Origin of the sequence: Rhodococcus sp. ACT016 (assembly GCF_050477185.1) — a bacterium.
Taxonomy (GTDB): domain Bacteria; phylum Actinomycetota; class Actinomycetes; order Mycobacteriales; family Mycobacteriaceae; genus Prescottella.
In genome coordinates, this window is sequence record NZ_JBEAET010000001.1 from 2,750,829 (window position 1) to 2,769,012 (window position 18,184).

Consider the following 18,184-nt stretch of genomic DNA (forward strand, 5'->3'; position numbering starts at 1 on the left):
TTGCGTTACGACGCCTCCATGCCTGACGCAGTCCGCCACCGGCACGCGACGCTGCGCACCATGTAAGCACCGGTCCCGGTTGCGCCGCAAGATCATCGACCTCCCCCGTTCAGGTACCGCCTGACGATCGGGCCGATCACCTCGAGCGCCGCCACGGTGGTCAACCGATTGTGCGGATGGTCCACGGGGTGTCGACGCACGGTGCCGGAGACGTATCGGTCCCAGGGGGTTCCCGTGTCCACGGTTCCGTCCTCCGCGGTGATGTACACGAGGTCGCCGTCGAACGTCTCGGGTCGATAGTCCTGGCCGAGGCCGATCGTGTGCACGTAGTCGTCGTAGATCCGACGGAGATCGTCGGCCGTCAGCGTGGCGTACGGACCACCGTCGTCGCGCAGCAACTGCTCCGCGCGTTCGGGGGTGAGGTCGTCGTCGAGGCTCTCCGGGGAGTCGAGTCCCGCGAACTCCGCGAACAGCATCCCTAGGCTCGGCGTGCCCGCCCCCTCCGGGGTCGAATCGCTGGTCTGGGTGTCGAGCATGATGAGCGTGCCGACGTCCTCACCGAGAGCCCGCAGCTGCACCGCCATCGCGTGGGCGATGGCACCCCCCACCGAGTACCCGAGCAGGTGGTACGGACCGTGCGGCTGGACCCGTCGGAGCATCTCGACGTAGCTGCGGGCCAGTTCGACCATCGACGGCGCGGCCCCGACTCCGGCGGTTATGCCGGGCGACTGGATTCCGTAGACCGGGCGGTTGTCGGTGATGTACTGGACCAGGCCGGTGTAGCACCAGGTCAGTCCGATCGCCGGATGCACGCAGATCAGCGGTTCGGCACCGTCGCCCGAGCGCATCCGCACCAGCTGGTCCATCGACGGCTCGGCTCCGCCCTCGAGGTGGGCGGCGATCGCCGCCGGTGTCGGATCACTGACGACCCACTGCATCGGCAGCGCCCGGCCGAGCCGCGCCTGCACCTCGGCGACCACCCGCACCGCGCTGAGCGAGTTGCCGCCAAGCTCGAAGAAGCTGTCGTCGACGCCGACCCGATCCGCGCCGAGGACCTCGGCGAACGCCTCGACCAGCACGCGCTCGACCTCCGTTCCCGGCGGCCGGTAGGCGCCGGTGGTGAACACCGGGTCGGGCAGCGCCTCACGGTCGAGTTTGCCGTTGGAATTCATCGGCACGACATCGAGGATCGTGATCGAGGACGGCACCATGTACGCCGGCAGGGAGGTGGCGGCGAACTTCTTGAGCGCCGACGGGTCGAGGTCGCTGTAGGGCGCGAGGCGGACGTACGAGACCAAAACGGTTTCGCCGTTGGGGGCCTCGTGTCCCAGCGACACGGCGAGCTCGACGTCGGGGTGCGCGATCAGCGCCGCGTCGACGTCACCGATCTCGATGCGCAGCCCCCGGATCTTGATCTGGAAGTCGGTGCGTCCGATGTACCGCAGACTGGACCTGCCGGTCCGGCGCACGAGATCACCGGTCCGGTACATACGCGACCCGGGAGCTCCGAAGGGGTTGGCCACGAACCGTTCCGACGTCAGCGTCGGCTGAGCGCGGTAACCACGAGCCAGGCAGGGCCCGAACAGGTACAGCTCGCCCTCGGTGCCGTCGGCCACCGGACGCAACCAGCAGTCGAGCACGACGGCCCCCACCCCGGAGCGGGCGACCGGCCCGCCCATCGTGATCGGCTCGCCGGATGCCAGTGCGCCGCTGACGGTCACGCAGACGGTGCACTCGGTCGGTCCGTACGCGTTGAGCAGGACGGTGCGGTGCGCCCATTCCTCCACCAGTTCCGCCCCGAACAGTTCACCACCGATCTCGGCGACCTCCACGTCGGGCAGCGAACGCGGGTCGAGGGTTCCGCACACCGCCGGGGTGACGAGCAGGTGGGTGACCCGCTCGTCCCGCGCGAACTGTTCGAGTTCCACACCGGCGTAGACGTCGGGCGGTGCGACCACCAGCGTCGCGCCCGCCCCGAACGCGAGGACGAGTTCGAGGATCGACACGTCGAAACTCGGCGAACACACGTGCAGGATGCGCGATTTCGGCGTCACACCCTGATAGTCGATCTGCGCCGCCGTCATCGGCGGCAGCCCGGCGTGGGTCACCATGACCCCCTTCGGGGCGCCTGTCGAACCGGAGGTGTAGATCAAGTACGCCGGATCGGTCACGCGCACCGGGTGCGTGCGCTCGCCGTCGCGGATCGGCCGCGGCGACCAGCGGTCGAGCTCGAGTCGGTCGAGCGCCAGCCAATCGAGCGCCCCTGGCAAGCCGTGGTCGTCGGTCACGGTCAGCCCGACCGAGGCGGCACAGTCGTCCAGCATGTACGCGATGCGTCCGTCGGGCAGCTTCGGATTGATCGGCACGGGGGCGGCGCCGCTCTTCACGACCGCCCATGTGGCGGTGACGGAGTCCGCGGAGCGCGGTATCGCGACCGGCACGAAGTCCTCCGGGCCGACCCCTCGTGCGATCAGCGCGCGCGCCAATCGGCTCGACCGTTCGTCGAGTTCACGGTAGGTGGTGTCGGTGCCGCACCACCGCAACGCGGTCGCCTCCGGGTCGATCGCCGCACCCGTCTCGAGGATCTCTGCCCACGTGCGGGCCGGGCCCGCGTTCTCGGTCGCGATCTCCACCAGGTCCGCGCGGCCCTCCTCGCCCACCACGTCGATGTGACCGATCGGGGTCTGCGGGCGGTGCGCGACGGTCTCGACGATCCGCGCCAGCCGCTGGGCGATGTCCGCGACGACCTCCGGATCGATCGCCTCGGGCGAGTACCGCAGGACCAGGTGCAGGCGGGTGTCCTCGAATACCTTGAGCGACAACGGGTAGTGAGTCGAGTCGTGCCCGACCAGGGATGTGGTCCGCAATCCGGTGTGCTCGGTGAGGCGGGCCAGGGCCTGCATGTCCATCGGGTACGACTCGAAGACCATCGCCGTGTCGAACAGCCCGCCGTAGCCGGCCGCCTGCTGGATCGCGGTCAGGCCCAGGTACTCGTACGGCATGAGCGCGGCGCGCTCGGACTGCAATCGGCACAGCAGGTCGCGGATCGACTCCCGCGGATCCAACCGCACCCGGACGGGCACGGTGTTGATGAACAGCCCCACCATCGACTCGACACCCCGGACCTCGGGCGTGCGCCCGGAGATCGTGGTGCCGAACACGACATCGGTACCGGCCGACATCTGGCCCAACATGATTCCCCACACCGCCTGCAGAACGGTGTTGACCGTCACCCCGGCGTGCTCGGCGGTGCGTCCGAGCGCATCGGCGGTCGAATCGTCGATCGGCACGGTCTCGCTCGCCGTGGCCGAGAGCTGTCGACCCGCCGCGTGGGCCGCCACCACCGTCGGTCCCGGCAGCCCGGACAGTGCCGACGCCCAGGCACGTTCGGCGGCGGCCGTGTCCCTGGAGGTGAGCCATTCCAGGTAGTCGCGGTACTGGGCGGGCCCGCGGCCGAGCGGTCGGCCGCCGGTGAGATACAGATCGAACAGGTCGGCCACCAGCAGCGGCATCGACCAGCCGTCCAGGACGATGTGGTGGTTCGTGACGACCAGTCGACTGCGTCCGTCGCCGAGATCGACGAGCAAGAAGCGGATCAGCGGCGCCTTCCGCATGTCGAAGTGGATCGCGCGATCACGCGTGATCAGGTCCTCGGCCTGCTCCGCGGTCGCCGTCGACGTCGACCAGTCCACGGGAACGTGCCCGAGGGACAGTTGGACCAGGGTGCCGTCATCGCGGTAGTCGAAGACGGTTCGCAGGCTCTCGTGCCGATCCATCAGCGCCTGCGCTGCGTCCGCCAACCGCGCCAGGTCCACATCGCCCTCGAGGTCGACGACCAGCTGCACCTGGTAGGCGTCGACGTCCTGCTGCGCGAGCAGCGCGTGGAACAGCAGCCCCTCCTGCAGGGGCGTGAGCGGCCACACATCGACGACGCCGGAATGTGTTGTCTCCCAATGCTCGATCTCGCCCTGGGTGGCCGTCACCAGGCCCAGGTCGGACGGCGTGAGCCCGCCGCTGCCCGGCGCCGTGACGTGTTCGGCGAGGGCGTGCACCGCGGCCTGCCACAGCGCCGAGAACTCCTCGGCCGCATCGGCGTCGAGGATGCCGGGCACGTACCGGATCACCGCGCACAGCCGCGGCCCGCCGCGCTGGTCCTCGACGTACGCGTCGACCGCCAGCGTGCACGGCACCGGTCCCTCGCTGTCGCGTTCGGCGACGGCGTCGGGGCCGCCGGAACCCACGGCCCACCCCGCGGCCCGGTCACCCGAGAGCCGCCCCAGGTAGTTGACCGCGACCTGCGGATCCTCGTACGCCGCCAGCGTGCGGGACGTGTCGGGATTGAGGTAGCGCAGCAGGCCGTACCCGATTCCGTGCCCCGGCACCGCCCGCCACTGTTCCTTGACCACCTCGAGCGCCGTCCCTGCCGCGCGGCCGGCGGCATACGCGTCGTCGAGGTCGACATCGGTCAGATCGAGTCGGACCGGGTACGCGGTGGTGAACCATCCGACGGTGCGGGAGAGGTCGGCGCCGGGAAGGGTCGCTTCCTCGCGGCCGTGTCCCTCGACGGACACCACGACGCTCTGACGCGGCTGTCCCGTCGGGCCCCATCGATCCCACCGGGCCACCGCCATCGCCGTCGCGCACAGCACCACGTCGGCGGGCGTCGCCCTAAACGCCGCCGGCAGCCTGTCCAGTAGCCCCTGCGTGACGTCGAGCGGGAGGTGCACAGCCACCTGTTCGGTGGTGACGTCGACGTCGGGATCGAACCGCCGCGGACCCAGCGCCGGATCTGCGGGCACCAACATGTCTGTCCACCAGGACAGTTCGGCGACGACCACCGGATCCTCCGCTGCCGCACGGAGCCCGTGCGCCCACGTCCGCATCGACGTGCCGACACGCGAGAGGTCCGGCACTTCGCCCCCGTGGGCACGTTCGAATGCGGACACGAGGTCGGCGAGCAGAATTCGCCACGACACCCCGTCCACCGCGAGATGGTGGATCGCGACCGCAAGCCTGCCGGCCCGCTCCACCCCGGCGTCACACCACGCCACCTCGACCATCACCCCGGCCCCGGGATCGAGTCGGCTCACCGACGCCGCCCGCTCCCACGCGGCCACCGCGTCGACGTCGGCCTCGTCGCGCACGCGTGAACAGTCGACGCGCCGCACACACCCGGCGGCGTCGACGGCCCCCGTCTCGGCCACCACCAGGTGCAGGTCCGGGCCCGATCCGACGCGCCGCGCGCGCAGCATGTCGTGCCGGTCGAGCACCTCCTGCAGCGCGGCCACCAACTGTCCGCTGGTCAGCCCCGCGGGCACCGGCACGGTGACCGACTGCGAGAAGTGATCCCACGTGCCCGGGCGCTCAGCCAACCAGCGGACGATCGGCGTCGGTTCGACGGGCCCGATCCCGCCCCCGGCGATCTCGTCGAGCACCGGGGCCCGACCGGACACGGCCCCGGTGCCGGCGACCTCCGCGAGGCGCGCGACCGTCGGATGCTCGAACACGTCCTGCGGCGTGAACGCGATCCCGGCATCGCGGGCTCGGGACACCAACTGGATCACCGTGATCGAGTCTCCGCCGAGGGCGAAGAACGAATCGTCGGCGGCGACGGCGGGAACGCCCAGGGTCGCGGCGAACAGGCCGGCGAGTCGTTCCTCCTCGGCACCGGCCGGTCGGCGGCCACGTCCCGCGAACGCCGCGAAATCCGGTTCCGGAAGCGCCCTGCGGTCCACCTTGCCGTTCACGGTGACCGGCAGCTCGTCGAGGATCACCACGGCCGCCGGGACCATGTACGACGGCAGCATCCGATCGACGTCGTCGCGTAGACCGAGCGGATCGAGCGCGCGGCCGGCGACGGGCACGACGTAGCCGATCAGCCGGTCGTCCCCTCCGCGATCGCCTTTCCGCGACACGACGACCGCCCGCTCGACCCCGTCGCATCGCAGCAGCGCGGACTCGATCTCCCCCAGCTCCACCCGGAATCCGCGGACCTGCACCTGGAAGTCGCTGCGGCCCAGGAATTCCAGCCTTCCGTCCGCACCGCGGCGACCGAGGTCACCGGTCCGATACATCCGTCCCCCGGTGCCACCGGCCTCGGCCACGAACCGCTCCGCCGTGAGCCCCTGCCGACCGATGTATCCGCGCGCGGCTTCGGCCCCGGCCAGGTAGATCTCGCCCGCGACGCCGGGCGGCACGGGATGCAGGCGCGAATCGAGAACGTGCAGGCGCACCCCGGGCAGGGTTCGACCGATGCCGCCGGCGACGGTGTCCGCGCGAGTGCCGCGCGCGAAGGCGGCGGAGCTGTCGATGACGGTGGCCTCGGTGACGCCGTACATCTCGACGACCTGGCCGGACTCCGGCCGCTGCCGGTCGTACCAGCGCGCGACCTGTTCGGGCGCGAGTTCCTCGCCACCGACGAACACGTACTTCAGCGGCAGATCCTCGGTCGATTCGGCGCCGACCAACTGGTAGAACGACGCCGGCGTCTGATTGATCACTGTGACGGCCTCGCGGCGCAACAGGTCGACGAAGGCGTCGGGCGAATGTGCCACGTCCGGATCGACGATCACCGTTGTGGCTCCGGTCGACAGCGGACCCCACACCTCCCACACCGAGACGTCGAAGGCGAAGGAGTGGAACATCGTCCAGGTGTCGGTGGGCCGGAGATCGAACTCGGTGTGCGCGTTCGCCAACAACGAGGCGACGCTGCGGTGCGTGACCTGCACGCCCTTCGGGCGGCCGGTCGATCCCGAGGTGTAGATGACGTAGGCGGCGTTGTCCGGCCGCGCCGCGGCGTGGACGCCCGCGATCCCGACCGGCAGCGCGGGTGACCACCCGTCGAGTTCCCGGCGGAACCCGTCGTCGTCGAGGAGGACAATCGGTGCGGGGAGTGCGCCCAGCGCGTCCACCGCGTCGGTGGTCGAGAGGACACATGTGGGTGCGGCGTCACCGAGCACCAGCGCAATGCGCTGCGCGGGCGACCCGAGGTCCACCGGGAGATACGCCGCACCGGCGAGGGCCGTCGCAACGATCGCGACGATCGTGTCGGCGGACCGGGGCAGTGCCAGCGCCACAACGGATTCCGGACCCGCTCCCCTCGCGGCGAGGGCCCGCGCGAGCCGAGCCGCCCGGGCGGACAGTTCCGCGTACGTCAGTCGGGTGGTGCCGTGGACGACTGCGACCGCATCCGGGCGCGCGGCGACGACACGCCCGAACAGGTCGGCCAGCGTCACCTCCGGCGGCGCGGACCCGGGCGTGTTCCCCGCCGCGAGCACCGACCGCTCGGCGCCGGTGAGCAGATCGACGTCCCCCACCGGGCCGTGCGGGTCCACGGCCGCGGCAACCAGTATCCGGCGCAGCCGCTCGGCGAACCCCGCGACCGTCGCCTCGTCCCACAGGTCGGTGGCGTAGGTGAGGTCGAAGCGCATTCCGTTCGGATCGCCGTCGGGGTCGAGGGACTCCGACACACTCAGCTGCAGGTCGAACTTCGAGACACCGACGTCGTATTCGAGCGGCTCGACCTCCAGCCCGGGTAGCTGCAGGTACCCGGACATGTCGGTGCGGTACTCGACGAGCACCTGGAACAACGGCGCATACGACGTCGACCGGGCGGGTGCGAGTTCGTCGACCAGGCGCTCGAACGGCAGGTCGGTCCGGGCGAAGGCCGCCAGGTCCGCCTCGCGGACCGCCGTGAGCAGGTCCGCAAACCCCGTACCCGGATCGACCGAGGTACGCAGCACCAGGGTGCCGACGAACATGCCGACCACGTCGTCGAGCCCGGCCTCGCCGCGTCCGGATACCGGTGTGCCGATGACGATGTCGTCGGAGCTCGACAGCCTCGCCACGAGCGTCGCCAGCGCGGTGTGCGCGAGCATGAACATCGTCGCGTTGGCGTGGCGCGCCACGTCGACGAGTCGGGCGTGCGTCCCGGGATCGACGTCGAAGCCGACCGCGGCACCGCGGAAGGACTGCCGGGCCGGGCGGGGTCGGTCGGTCGGGAGCGGGACGACGTCGGGAATGCCGGCCAACGCTGTGCGCCAGTAGTCGAGCTGCCGGTGGTACAGCGAGTCGGGATCGTCCGGGTCGCCGAGCAGGTCGCGCTGCCACAGCGCGAAGTCGACGTACTCGACCGCCGGAGGCGACCAGTCCGGTGCGCGACCGTGACGACGGGATTCGTACGCGCGCATGACATCCCGCGCGAGAGTTCGCATCGAGAAGCCGTCGGCCGCGATGTGGTGGGCGACGACGGCCAGGACGTGCTCCGAGCCGGACAACCGCAGCAGTTGCGCACGCAACGGCACCTCCCAGCTCACGTCGAACCCGGTCTCCGCCAACCGCATCAGATGACCGGGTAGCTCGGTGCCGAGCACCGACAGCAGTTCGGCGGTCGGGGCGTTGCCCGGGGCGACGATCAGCTGGGTGGGCGCGCCGTCGACCACCGGGTACATCGTGCGCAGCGTCGTGTGCCGGGCCACGACATCGCCGACCGCGGCGACGAGCGCCCCCTCGTCGAGGTCGCCGCGCAGCCGCACCGCCATGACGATGTCGTAGGCCGGCGAAGAAGTGTCGAGCTGGTTGATCGACCAAATCCGCAGCTGGGCCGACGACAGCGGCAGCACCTCGGGCCGGTCGTAGGCGCGCAGCACCGGCCGGTGCGCGCCGCCGGTGCCGCGCTCCCGCACCACGGCTGCAAGGCCGCGGACGGTGGGCGCCTCGAAGATCGCGCGGACGTCGAGGTCGGTGTCGAGCGCGGCGTCGAGACGCCGGGTGACGCGGGTAGCCATCAGCGAATTGCCGCCGAGGTCGAAGAAGCTGTCGTCCGGCCCGATCCGCTCGATGCCCAGCACCGCGCACAGATGCTCGGCGACGATGCCTTCGATCGGCGTGAAGCCCGTGATGCCCCGGGCGTCGGCGAGGCTCGGGAAGTCGGGTGCCGGCAGCGCCTTCTGGTCGAGCTTGCCCGACGGGGTGAGCGGCACGTCCTCGATCGGCACGATCAGCGCCGGCACCATGTGCGACGGCAGCCGGTCGGCGAGGTAGCGCAGCAGTTCGTCGGTTTCGACCGCCGGATCGTCACCGGGCCGTACGTACGACACCAGCACGGTCTCCCCCGACGGTGCGGTCCGGCCCAGGGTGGCCGCGAACTCCACACCCGGATGGTCGCCGAGCGCCGCGTCTATCTCGCCGAGCTCGATGCGGAACCCGCGCACCTTCACCTGGAAGTCGCTGCGCCCCAGGTACTCGAGGGTGAGATCGTCGCGCCAACGCACGATGTCGCCGGTCCGGTAGAGCCGGTCACCGGGAACGGTGCCCTCGTCCTCGCCGGTGGGGTGTTCGGTCGCGGCGACGAACGGGCTGGCGACGAACCGTTCGGCGGTCAGCCCCGGGCGGTGGTGGTACCCGCGCGCGATGGCGGGTCCACCGAGGTACAGCTCCCCCGGCATCCCTACCGGGACCGGCTGCAGGCGGGCGTCGAGCACGAGTTCCACGAAGCCGAGCGTGGGCCCGCCGATCGTGATCGGGTCGTCGGGCCGGAGCGGTCCGGCGATGTTGGACATGATCGTGCCCTCGGTGGGCCCGTACGCGTTGAACATGCTGCGTCCGGGCGCCCACCGCCCCACCAACTCCGGCGGGCACGGCTCGCCCGCCACTGCGAGCGAGCGCAGCTCGCCGAGTCCGTCGGGCCGCATCGACCCGAGGACGCTGGGGGTGAAGAATGCGTGCGTCTCTCGTCGGTCGGCCAGCTCCTGCGCCAGATCCGCGCCGCCATAGACGTCGGGCGGCGCGATCACCAGGTGGGCGCCCGACCCGAACGCCATGAGCTGCTCGAACACCGACGCGTCGAAGCTCGGCGAGGTGAACTGCGACACCCGCGCCTCGGACGTGACGGCGAGGTTCTCGCGTTCCGCCGCAACGAGGTTCGCGAGTCCTCGGTGGGTCAGGACGACGCCCTTGGGGATGCCCGTCGAGCCTGAGGTGTAGATCAGGTAGGCGGGGTTGTCGATCCGCAGCGGGGCCGTGCGGTCCGCGTCGGTGATCGGTTCCGACGAGACGCCCGCCGGGTCACGGCAATACTCGTCGGAATCGAGTTCGCGCCAGGAGACGCCGCCGGACAACCGGTCGCGCCACCGCGCCACCGTCAGCCCGAGCAGGGCGCCCGAATCGTCGAGCATGTGCTCGATCCGCTCCCGCGGATAGGTCGGGTCGACGGGCACGAACGCCGCCCCCGCCTTCGCGACCGCCCACACCGCCTCCACGAAGTCGATCGACCGGGTCAGTCCCAGCGCGACAACACCCTCGGGCCCGACGCCGTCGGCGATCAGCCGTCGCGCCAGGCGCGTGGAGCGGATGTCGAGGTCCCGGTACGTCACGGTCCTCGGACCGCAGGTCAGCGCCGGGGCGTCCGGATCGATCCGGGCCGCGTCGGCCAGGATGCCGGGCAGGGTACGGTGGCGTCGTCCGGGGCGGCCGTGCACCGGGGCGAGCCGGGTGTACTCGGTGTCCGACATCAGCCGCAGCCGCGCCAGCGTGCTGTCCGGATCGGATGCGATCGCCTGCAGCACACGTTCGAGTCGGTCGGCGACGGCGTCGATCTCACGCTCGTCGAACAGCGCGGGCGCGTAGTCCATCCGGATCTCCAGCCCGCCGTCGACGGAGGCCGCGAGCGCGAACGGATAGTGCGTCGCGTCGTGCACCGCGATGTCGGCGACCCGCATTCCGGCGATGTCGGTAGCCGAGGTGAGGCCACCGCGATCGATCGGGTACGACTCGAAGACCGTGATGGTGTCGAACAACGCCGCGGCGCCCGTCGCGCGTTCGATGTCGGCGAGGCCGACGTGCTCGTGGTCGAGGAGCGCGGCCTGGTCGGCGTGACAACGCTCGAGCAGTTCGCCGAGAGTCTCGGCCGGGTGCAGGCGCACGCGGATCGGGACCGTGTTGATGAACAGTCCGACCATGCCCTCGATGCCGTCGATCTGCGGCGGGCGTCCCGACACGATCGCACCGAACACGACGTCGTCGCGTCTCGTCCACGCCCCCAAGACTATTGCCCATGCCGCCCGCACGATGGTGCTCATGGTGACGCCCCGGTCGCGCGCGACGCTCTCGAGCCGGGCCGTCTCCGCCCCGGTGAGCAGCAGTCGGTCGGCGCGTGGGACGGTCGGTAGCTGCCGACCGCGCCCGGGCGGCCCGAGCAGGGTCGGTTCGTCGACCCCGGCGAGTTCCTCCACCCAGCGCGCGGTGGACGCCTCCCGATCGATGGTCCCGAGCCACGCCAGGTAGCTCGCGAACGACGCCGACACCGGCACCTCGTGCGGGTCCGCGGCCGCGTAGAGCGCGAGCAGCTCGCGCACCAGCAGCGGGACCGACCAGCCGTCGAGGAGGATGTGATGGTAGGTGAGCGCCAGCTTGTGCGCGTCGTCGCCGGTGCGGATCAGGAACGCCCGCACCAGCGGCGGCTCCGCCATGTCGAAGCGGCGCGCACGATCGCCCGCCAGTGCGCGGTCGATCTCACCGGCGTCGCGCAGATCCGCTACCGCCCAGGGAAGTTCGATGCGGCGCGGCACCAGCTGCAGCGGGTCGCCGTCCGGCCCGGTGGTGAACGCGACCCGCAGGCTCTCGTGCCGATCCAGCAGCGCCTGCACCGTGCGCCGCATCCGGTCGCCGTCGACGCGGCCCCGCAGGTCGAGCACCAACTGCACCAGGTAGGGGTCGTCCGCGTCGCCCGCCAACTCGGACTGGAACAGCAGCCCCGCCTGCAGCGGCGACACCGGCCAGACGGCGGACAGACCCGGACACGCGGCCTCGAGATCTTCGATGGCGTCCTGATCCAGCCGGACCAGCGGCAGATCCGACGGCGTCAGACCGCCCGCACCGGGCCGGGCCGCCGCGGTCGCGAGGGCCCGACAGGCCGAGCGCCACAGATCCGCCAGATCCTCGACGTCGCGGGCGTCGAGGATCCCGGTCGGATAGGACAGCGCGGCGCGCAGCGTGGGGCCCGCCGCGGTGTCGACGGTGATCAGGTTGACGTCCAGCACGGCAGCGGCGGGCAGGGCCGGGTCGACCGTCGAACCCAGGTCGCCGAGTTCGTCGACCGGCAGCCAGTCGCCCCGGTTCCCGGTCGAAGCGACGGTGATCCGACCGAGGTAGTTGACGCTGATCTGCGGCACCGGCAGATCGCCGAGGACCCCAGCGGGATCCGCCTCGCGCAGGTATCGCACTGCGCCGTAGCCGATGCCGTGATCGGGCGCGCCCCGCAACTGTTCCTTGACGAGCTTGAGCGCTTCCTCCGCGTCGGGGCCACCGGCGAACGCGTCGTCGAGATCGATGCCCGACAGGTCGAGCCGGACCGGATGGATGCTGGTGAACCAGCCGACCGTGCGGGACAGATCGGCGCCGGGGATCACCTGTTCCTCGCGACCGTGCCCCTCGAGCATGCACAGACAGGAGGACGACGGGGTGCCGCGCCGATGCCGCCAGCGCGACAGGCCCATTGCCAGCCCGGTCACGACGGCGTCGTCGACGCCACCGTGGACGGTCTCGGGCACCGCGGTGGACATCGCCTCGGTGACGGCCTCGGGCAGGTCGACGAACACGGTCGCCACCGACGCGGCGGTGTCGACGGCCGGGTCGAGCTGACGACGACCGAGGACCGGGTCGGGCTCGGCGAGCACGGACTGCCAGTAGCCGATCGCGGCCGAACGCTCCGGTGTGTCCCGGCCGGCCCACTCGGTGAGTGCCTGCGCCCACGTCCGCATCGACGTGCCCACCGGGGGCAGATCCGCGGCGCCGCCGGCACGCAGTTGTCGCCACGCCGACGCCAGGTCGGGCAGCAGGATCCGCCACGAGACCCCGTCGACCACCAGGTGGTGGATCACCAGCAGCAGGCGACCCGCGCGGTCGCCGCCGACGTCGCACCACACCGCCTGGACCATGCGCCCGCCCTCGGGGTCGAGGCGGCCGGCGGCGTCGTCGCGGGCCACGACGAGCACTGCGCTCGGGTCCGCGTCGCCGCTCGCGTCGATCCGGCGCAGCACGTCGGTGGCCGCGACGGATCCCGTTGGGGGAACGTCGAATCCGCCACCGTCCGGGAGGAATCGGGCCCGGAGCATGTCGTGGTGGTCGAGCACGGCCTGGACAGCGCCGAGCAGGTGGTCCGGCGAGATCCCTGGCGGCAGCGCGACGCAGATCGACTGCGACAGACGCGACCACGGCCCGCCGCGTTCGACGAGCCACCGGACGATCGGTGTCGGTGCGACCGAGCCGACCCCACCACCCGGAAGCTCCTCGAGTTCCGCCCCGGCCGCCTCGACGGTCGTGGCGACCGCGGCCAGTCCGGCCACCGACAGCCGCTCGAACACGTCGTGGGGCGTCAGCGACAGCCCCGCCTCCCGCGCGCGGGACACCAGTTGGATCGCCATGATCGAGTCGCCACCGAGGGCGAAGAACGAGTCCTCCGCGGCCACCGACTCGACCCCGAGGACCTGCGCGTACAGGCGCGCGAGCGCCTCCTCGGTGGGCCCGGACGGCGCGCGACCGGGTCCTGACGAGACACCGAAGTCCGGCTCCGGCAGCGCCTTCCGGTCGACCTTGCCGTTGACGGTCAGCGGCAGGTGATCGAGCACCATCACCGCGGCGGGCATCATGTACGCCGCGAGGATGCCCCCGACATGCTCGCTGACGGCGCGCGGGTCGAGCACCGCCGCCGGTTCGGGGACCACGTACGCGACCAGCCGCACCGGTTCGCCACCGTTCCGGTGCGGCACCACCACCGCGTGGGCCACCCCCTGGCACTGGATGAGTGCCCATTCGATCTCGCCGGGCTCCACCCGGAAACCGCGCACCTGGACCTGGAAGTCGCTGCGCCCCAGGAACACCAGGCGGCCGTCCTCGTCCCAACGGGCGAGGTCCCCCGACCGGTACAGGCGGCCGCCGTCCGCGGTGAACGGATCGGCGACGAACCGCGCGGCCGTCAGCCCGGCGCGCCCGCCGTAGCCGCGTGCGACCTGCGGTCCGCCGGCGTAGATCTCTCCGACCACGCCGACCGGAACCGGCCGCAGCCGGCGGTCCAACAGGTGCAGCCGCACCCCGGGGAGCCCGCGGCCGATGAGGTTCCCCGGGGCCTGGGCCGACGGCCCGTCCATCGCGAGTCGGGTGAGGAAGACCGTCGTCTCGGTGATGCCGTAGACGCTGACCAGTTCCGATCCGCCGCCGTGGCGGTCGAGCCACGGCGTCATCCGCCGCTGGTCGTAGTCGTCGCCGCCGACGAATACGCGACGCAGTTCGGTGAGGGGTCGGCCGCCGGCGTCCTCGGCGTCCGCGAGGTGCAGGAACGCCGCCGGCGTCTGGTTGAGGACACTCACACGCTCGCGCCGCAGCAGCTCGACCAAGGCGTCGGGCGCGCGGGCGGTGTCGCGGTCGACCACGACGAGGGTGCCGCCCGACGTGAGCGAACCCCAGATCTCCCACACCGAGAAGTCGAACGCGAAGGAGTGGAACATGGTCCAGACGTCGTCGGCGGCGGTCCCGAACGCCGCGCGCGAATTCACCACCAGCGCGGTCACGCTGCGGTGGCTCACCTGCACGCCCTTGGGCCGCCCCGTCGATCCGGACGTGTAGATGGTGTAGGCGAGGTGCTCCGGGCGCAGCCGCCGGATGCGCTCGCCGGCGGCAACCGGTGCGGCCGGGAGCGTTTCGAGCGCCTCGCGGGTGGCGGGGTGGTCGAGGACGACCACGCGCGCCCCGAGACCGCCCAGTTCGGGCGCGAAGTCCCGCGTGGTCACGATGCAGGACACCCCGGCGTCGGCGAGGACGTAGTCGCGCCGCGGCGCGGGGGTGCCCGCCTCGACCGGCACGTAGGCGCCGCCCGCGGTGACGACCGCCAGCAGCGCGACGATCACCTCCTCGGACCGGTCCATGACCACCCCGACCGCGCCGTCCGGGCCGATCCCCAACGCAATCAGATGCCGTGCAAGACGATTCGCACGCGTGGTCAGCTGCGCGTACGTCAGCGTGCGGCCGTTCGACACGACGGCGCACCGGTCCGGCGTGAGCGCGGCCCGGCGCGCGACGAGGTCCGGCAGCGGTTCGTCGACCGGCGTTCCTGCCACGTTGAACGACTCGAGCGTGGCCAGCTCGACGCCCTCGACGATCGGCAGCTCCCCGACAGGCGTGTCGGGGTCGGCCGCGAGCAGGCTGTCGAGCAGACGCAGGAACCGACGGTAATGGGTGTGCAGGGTGTCGTCGTCGTACAGCTGGGGGTTGGCCTTGAAGTCGAGCCGGATCGTCCCCTCGGGGCCGTACCGGTAGACGTTGACGAGCAGATCCTCGATGGGCCCCGACGACAGCACATCGAGCGACGTCCCGGCCTCGCCGAGACGCAGCTCGGCGGGGAACATCATCAGATTGAGCAGCGGCCCGGCGAATCCGCGGCCGGATCCGCGGTCGCCGCGGTCGCGCCGCAGTTCCTCGTGCCGGTACCGCTGGTGCCGCAGCGCGCCGGACAACGCTCGCATCACGTCCGACACCAGCTCCGCGACCGTCGTCCGGACGCCGACCGTCAATCGCAGCGGGACGACGTTCGCCAGCGTTCCGCCCGACCGCCGCAGGACAGCGGTCGTGCGCGTGGACACCGGCAGGCTCAGCACGACGTCGTCGGTGCCTGTGTGCCGCGCGGTGTACGCGGCGATCGCCGCCGCGACGAGCGCGGCGATGCTGGCCCCGTACCGCTCCTGTGCAGCGTCGAGCGCGGCCGCGGTGTCGGGTTCGATTCGGCCCCCCACGTCTCGGCTCAGCGCTTGGGCCGGAGCCGAGTGCTCGGCGAGGCTGCACCGTTCGGGCATTCCGGACGTGTGCTCGAGCCAATAGTCGCGGTCGGCCGCCCAGCGCGTGGACCCGACGTACGCGGCTTCCGCGGCGTGGACGGTGGCGAGGTCTGCGGCCGGATTGGGTGGTGGCTCACGCCCCTCCGTCACGGCGTTGTAGAGATCCGCCATGCGGTACAGCGCCGACGCCGCGCCGACGCCGTCCAACACGATGTGGTGGGCACGCGAGTACCAGAAGTACCGATCGTCGGCGATGCGGAGCATCACGGACACCGCGAGTCGGTCACGCAACAGGTCCAGCGGCGCCGCAATATCGGTGCGCATCCATGTCCGCGCCGCCGCTTCGGGATCCGGCTCGCCGCGCAGGTCGATCATCCTGATGGTCGTGTCGAGCCTCGGATCGATGATCTGATGCGGTCGCGAATCCACCAGAACCAGACGAATCAGACCCGAACCGAAATCGCGGGCCGCTCGAGATGCGACCCGCGAAAGCACTTCGAGATCGAGCCGCCGGTTGCCGTCGTCCCGGACGTCCACGTACTGCGCCACCGAGAGCGGCACGCTCGGGTCGAGTTGCTGGGCGAGCCACTGCCCCATCTGCGAGGACGTGAGCGGGAGAGGCTCCGAGTACCCGGCTGTGGGGCCACTCAATTCGGGCAGCTCGCCCCCAGCGCCCGTCGTACCGGGCGCCGCATCGACTCGAAATGGCAGCTCCATGAGCGGGAATCGCGGCATTGCCCGGACCGTGCGGTCCGGTGCTCGGGCATTCGCCCGACGCCGACGCCTCAATCAGGGCTGGTTAGCCGATCCTCCGCGTCCGAACGCCTGGGGCGTTCGACGAGGCGGGAATTGCGTCGATGTTCGTCATTGCACCAACCATACGACGGACCTTCGTGCCCGAGCGAGTGACGATTTCGTGTAGCTCGCGGCGCGTGAGCGATCAACCGTGACCGGTCGGTGCGCCCCTCACCACTGCGGTCCGGCGACGGCCAGGAAGATCACACCGGCCACGACGCCCAGTGCGCCGCTGAGAATGCCGAAGAGCGCCTCGAGCGATCTCGGCTCGTCGTCCCCGACCACCTCGGAACGAGCTGCGACGACACCGGCGCCGATCGCGCCGAGACCCAGCACGATGCCCAGACCGAATGTCCAGAAGGTGATGACGGACAACGCACCGAGCGCGATCGAGGTGTCGCTGCCCGAACGGCGAAGCCATCGGAGCATGGCTGCGATCGGCGAGAACTTCTCTTCCGTGGAATCGGCATCCGGGGTGGGGCGGTGGACTACGAGAGACATCGTGGAGCTTTCTAGAACGAGGCTGGGCAGGTGAAGGCGGAGAGTCGGACCATCACTGTGAGGACGCCGTTTTCACAAGTGGCAGAAGCGTTTTCAACGTAAGCGCATCGACATCGGACAGAGGATCGAAGCGCAGCACGGCAGTGCACCTCCTGAGCATCTCCGACGAACGCCGACCCCCGACGGACAGCGAATCAACCGTTTGCTCAAAGTTAGCACTCACCCGGAGACAGTGCCACCCGATGTGCCCGGTGACCGATGTGGGGGTTCACACACCGATCCGGCTGCCGCACAGCCCCACCGTCACGCGCTCAGCGATCGCGCCGAAAGAGCTTGTTGCCCAACCACACCACCGGATCGTACCTCCGGTCCGCGACCCGCTCCTTCATCGGAATCAGAGCATTGTCGGTGATGTGGATGTCCTCGGGGCACACGTCGGTGCAGCACTTGGTGATGTTGCACAGACCCAGCCCGTGCTCGTCCTGCGCGGCGTCGCGACGGTCTGCGGTATCGAGCGGATGCATCTCGAGTTCCGCGATCCGCATCAGGTAGCGCGGGCCGGCGAACGCCTCCTTGTTCTCGTCGTGGTCGCGCACGACATGGCACGTGTTCTGACACAGGAAGCACTCGATGCACTTGCGGAATTCCTGTGAACGCTCCACGTCCACCTGCTTCATCCGGTACTCGCCCGGCGCCAGCCCGGGAGGCGGGGTGAACGAGGGGATCTCACGCGCCTTCGCATAGTTGAACGACACGTCGGTGACCAGGTCACGGATGACCGGGAAGGTACGCATGGGCGTCACCGTGACCGTCTCGTCCTCGGCGAACGTCGACATCCGCGTCATGCACATCAGCTTGGGTCGGCCGTTGATCTCGGCCGAACACGACCCGCACTTGCCGGCCTTGCAGTTCCACCGCACCGCCAGATCCGCCGCCTGGGTGGCCTGGATGCGGTGGATGATGTCGAGCACCACCTCGCCCTCGTTGACCTCCACCGTGTAGTCCTGCAGGTCACCGCCGGACGCGTCGCCGCGCCACACCTTGAACCTCGCGTCGTAGCCCAT

General features: G+C 70.8%; 3 protein-coding genes. All 3 read right to left on the minus strand.

Translation table 11 applies throughout. From position 1 onward, the window contains the following. Window positions 1–92: 92 nt before the first annotated feature. On the minus strand, window positions 93–16,559 hold the full coding sequence (locus ACQ5DX_RS12700; RefSeq protein ID WP_430332965.1) for an amino acid adenylation domain-containing protein: 16,467 nt from the start codon (window positions 16,557–16,559) through the stop codon (window positions 93–95). Window positions 16,560–16,790: 231 nt separating this feature from the next. Then, window positions 16,791–17,120, minus strand: coding sequence for a hypothetical protein (locus ACQ5DX_RS12705; RefSeq protein ID WP_430332966.1), 330 nt, complete (start codon window positions 17,118–17,120; stop codon window positions 16,791–16,793). A 311-nt stretch (window positions 17,121–17,431) separates the two neighbouring features. Further along, window positions 17,432–18,184 (minus strand): succinate dehydrogenase/fumarate reductase iron-sulfur subunit, encoded by a 753-nt coding sequence (locus ACQ5DX_RS12710; protein ID WP_430332967.1) that lies wholly within the window; start codon window positions 18,182–18,184, stop codon window positions 17,432–17,434.

Bases quoted from the DNA above. Each gene is read 5' to 3' on its own strand.
- ACQ5DX_RS12700 (WP_430332965.1), bottom strand. From the start codon at position 16,559: ATGCCGCGATTCCCGCTCATGGAGCTGCCATTTCGAGTCGATGCGGCG.
- ACQ5DX_RS12705 (WP_430332966.1), bottom strand. From the start codon at position 17,120: ATGTCTCTCGTAGTCCACCGCCCCACCCCGGATGCCGATTCCACGGAA.
- ACQ5DX_RS12710 (WP_430332967.1), bottom strand. From the start codon at position 18,184: ATGGGCTACGACGCGAGGTTCAAGGTGTGGCGCGGCGACGCGTCCGGC.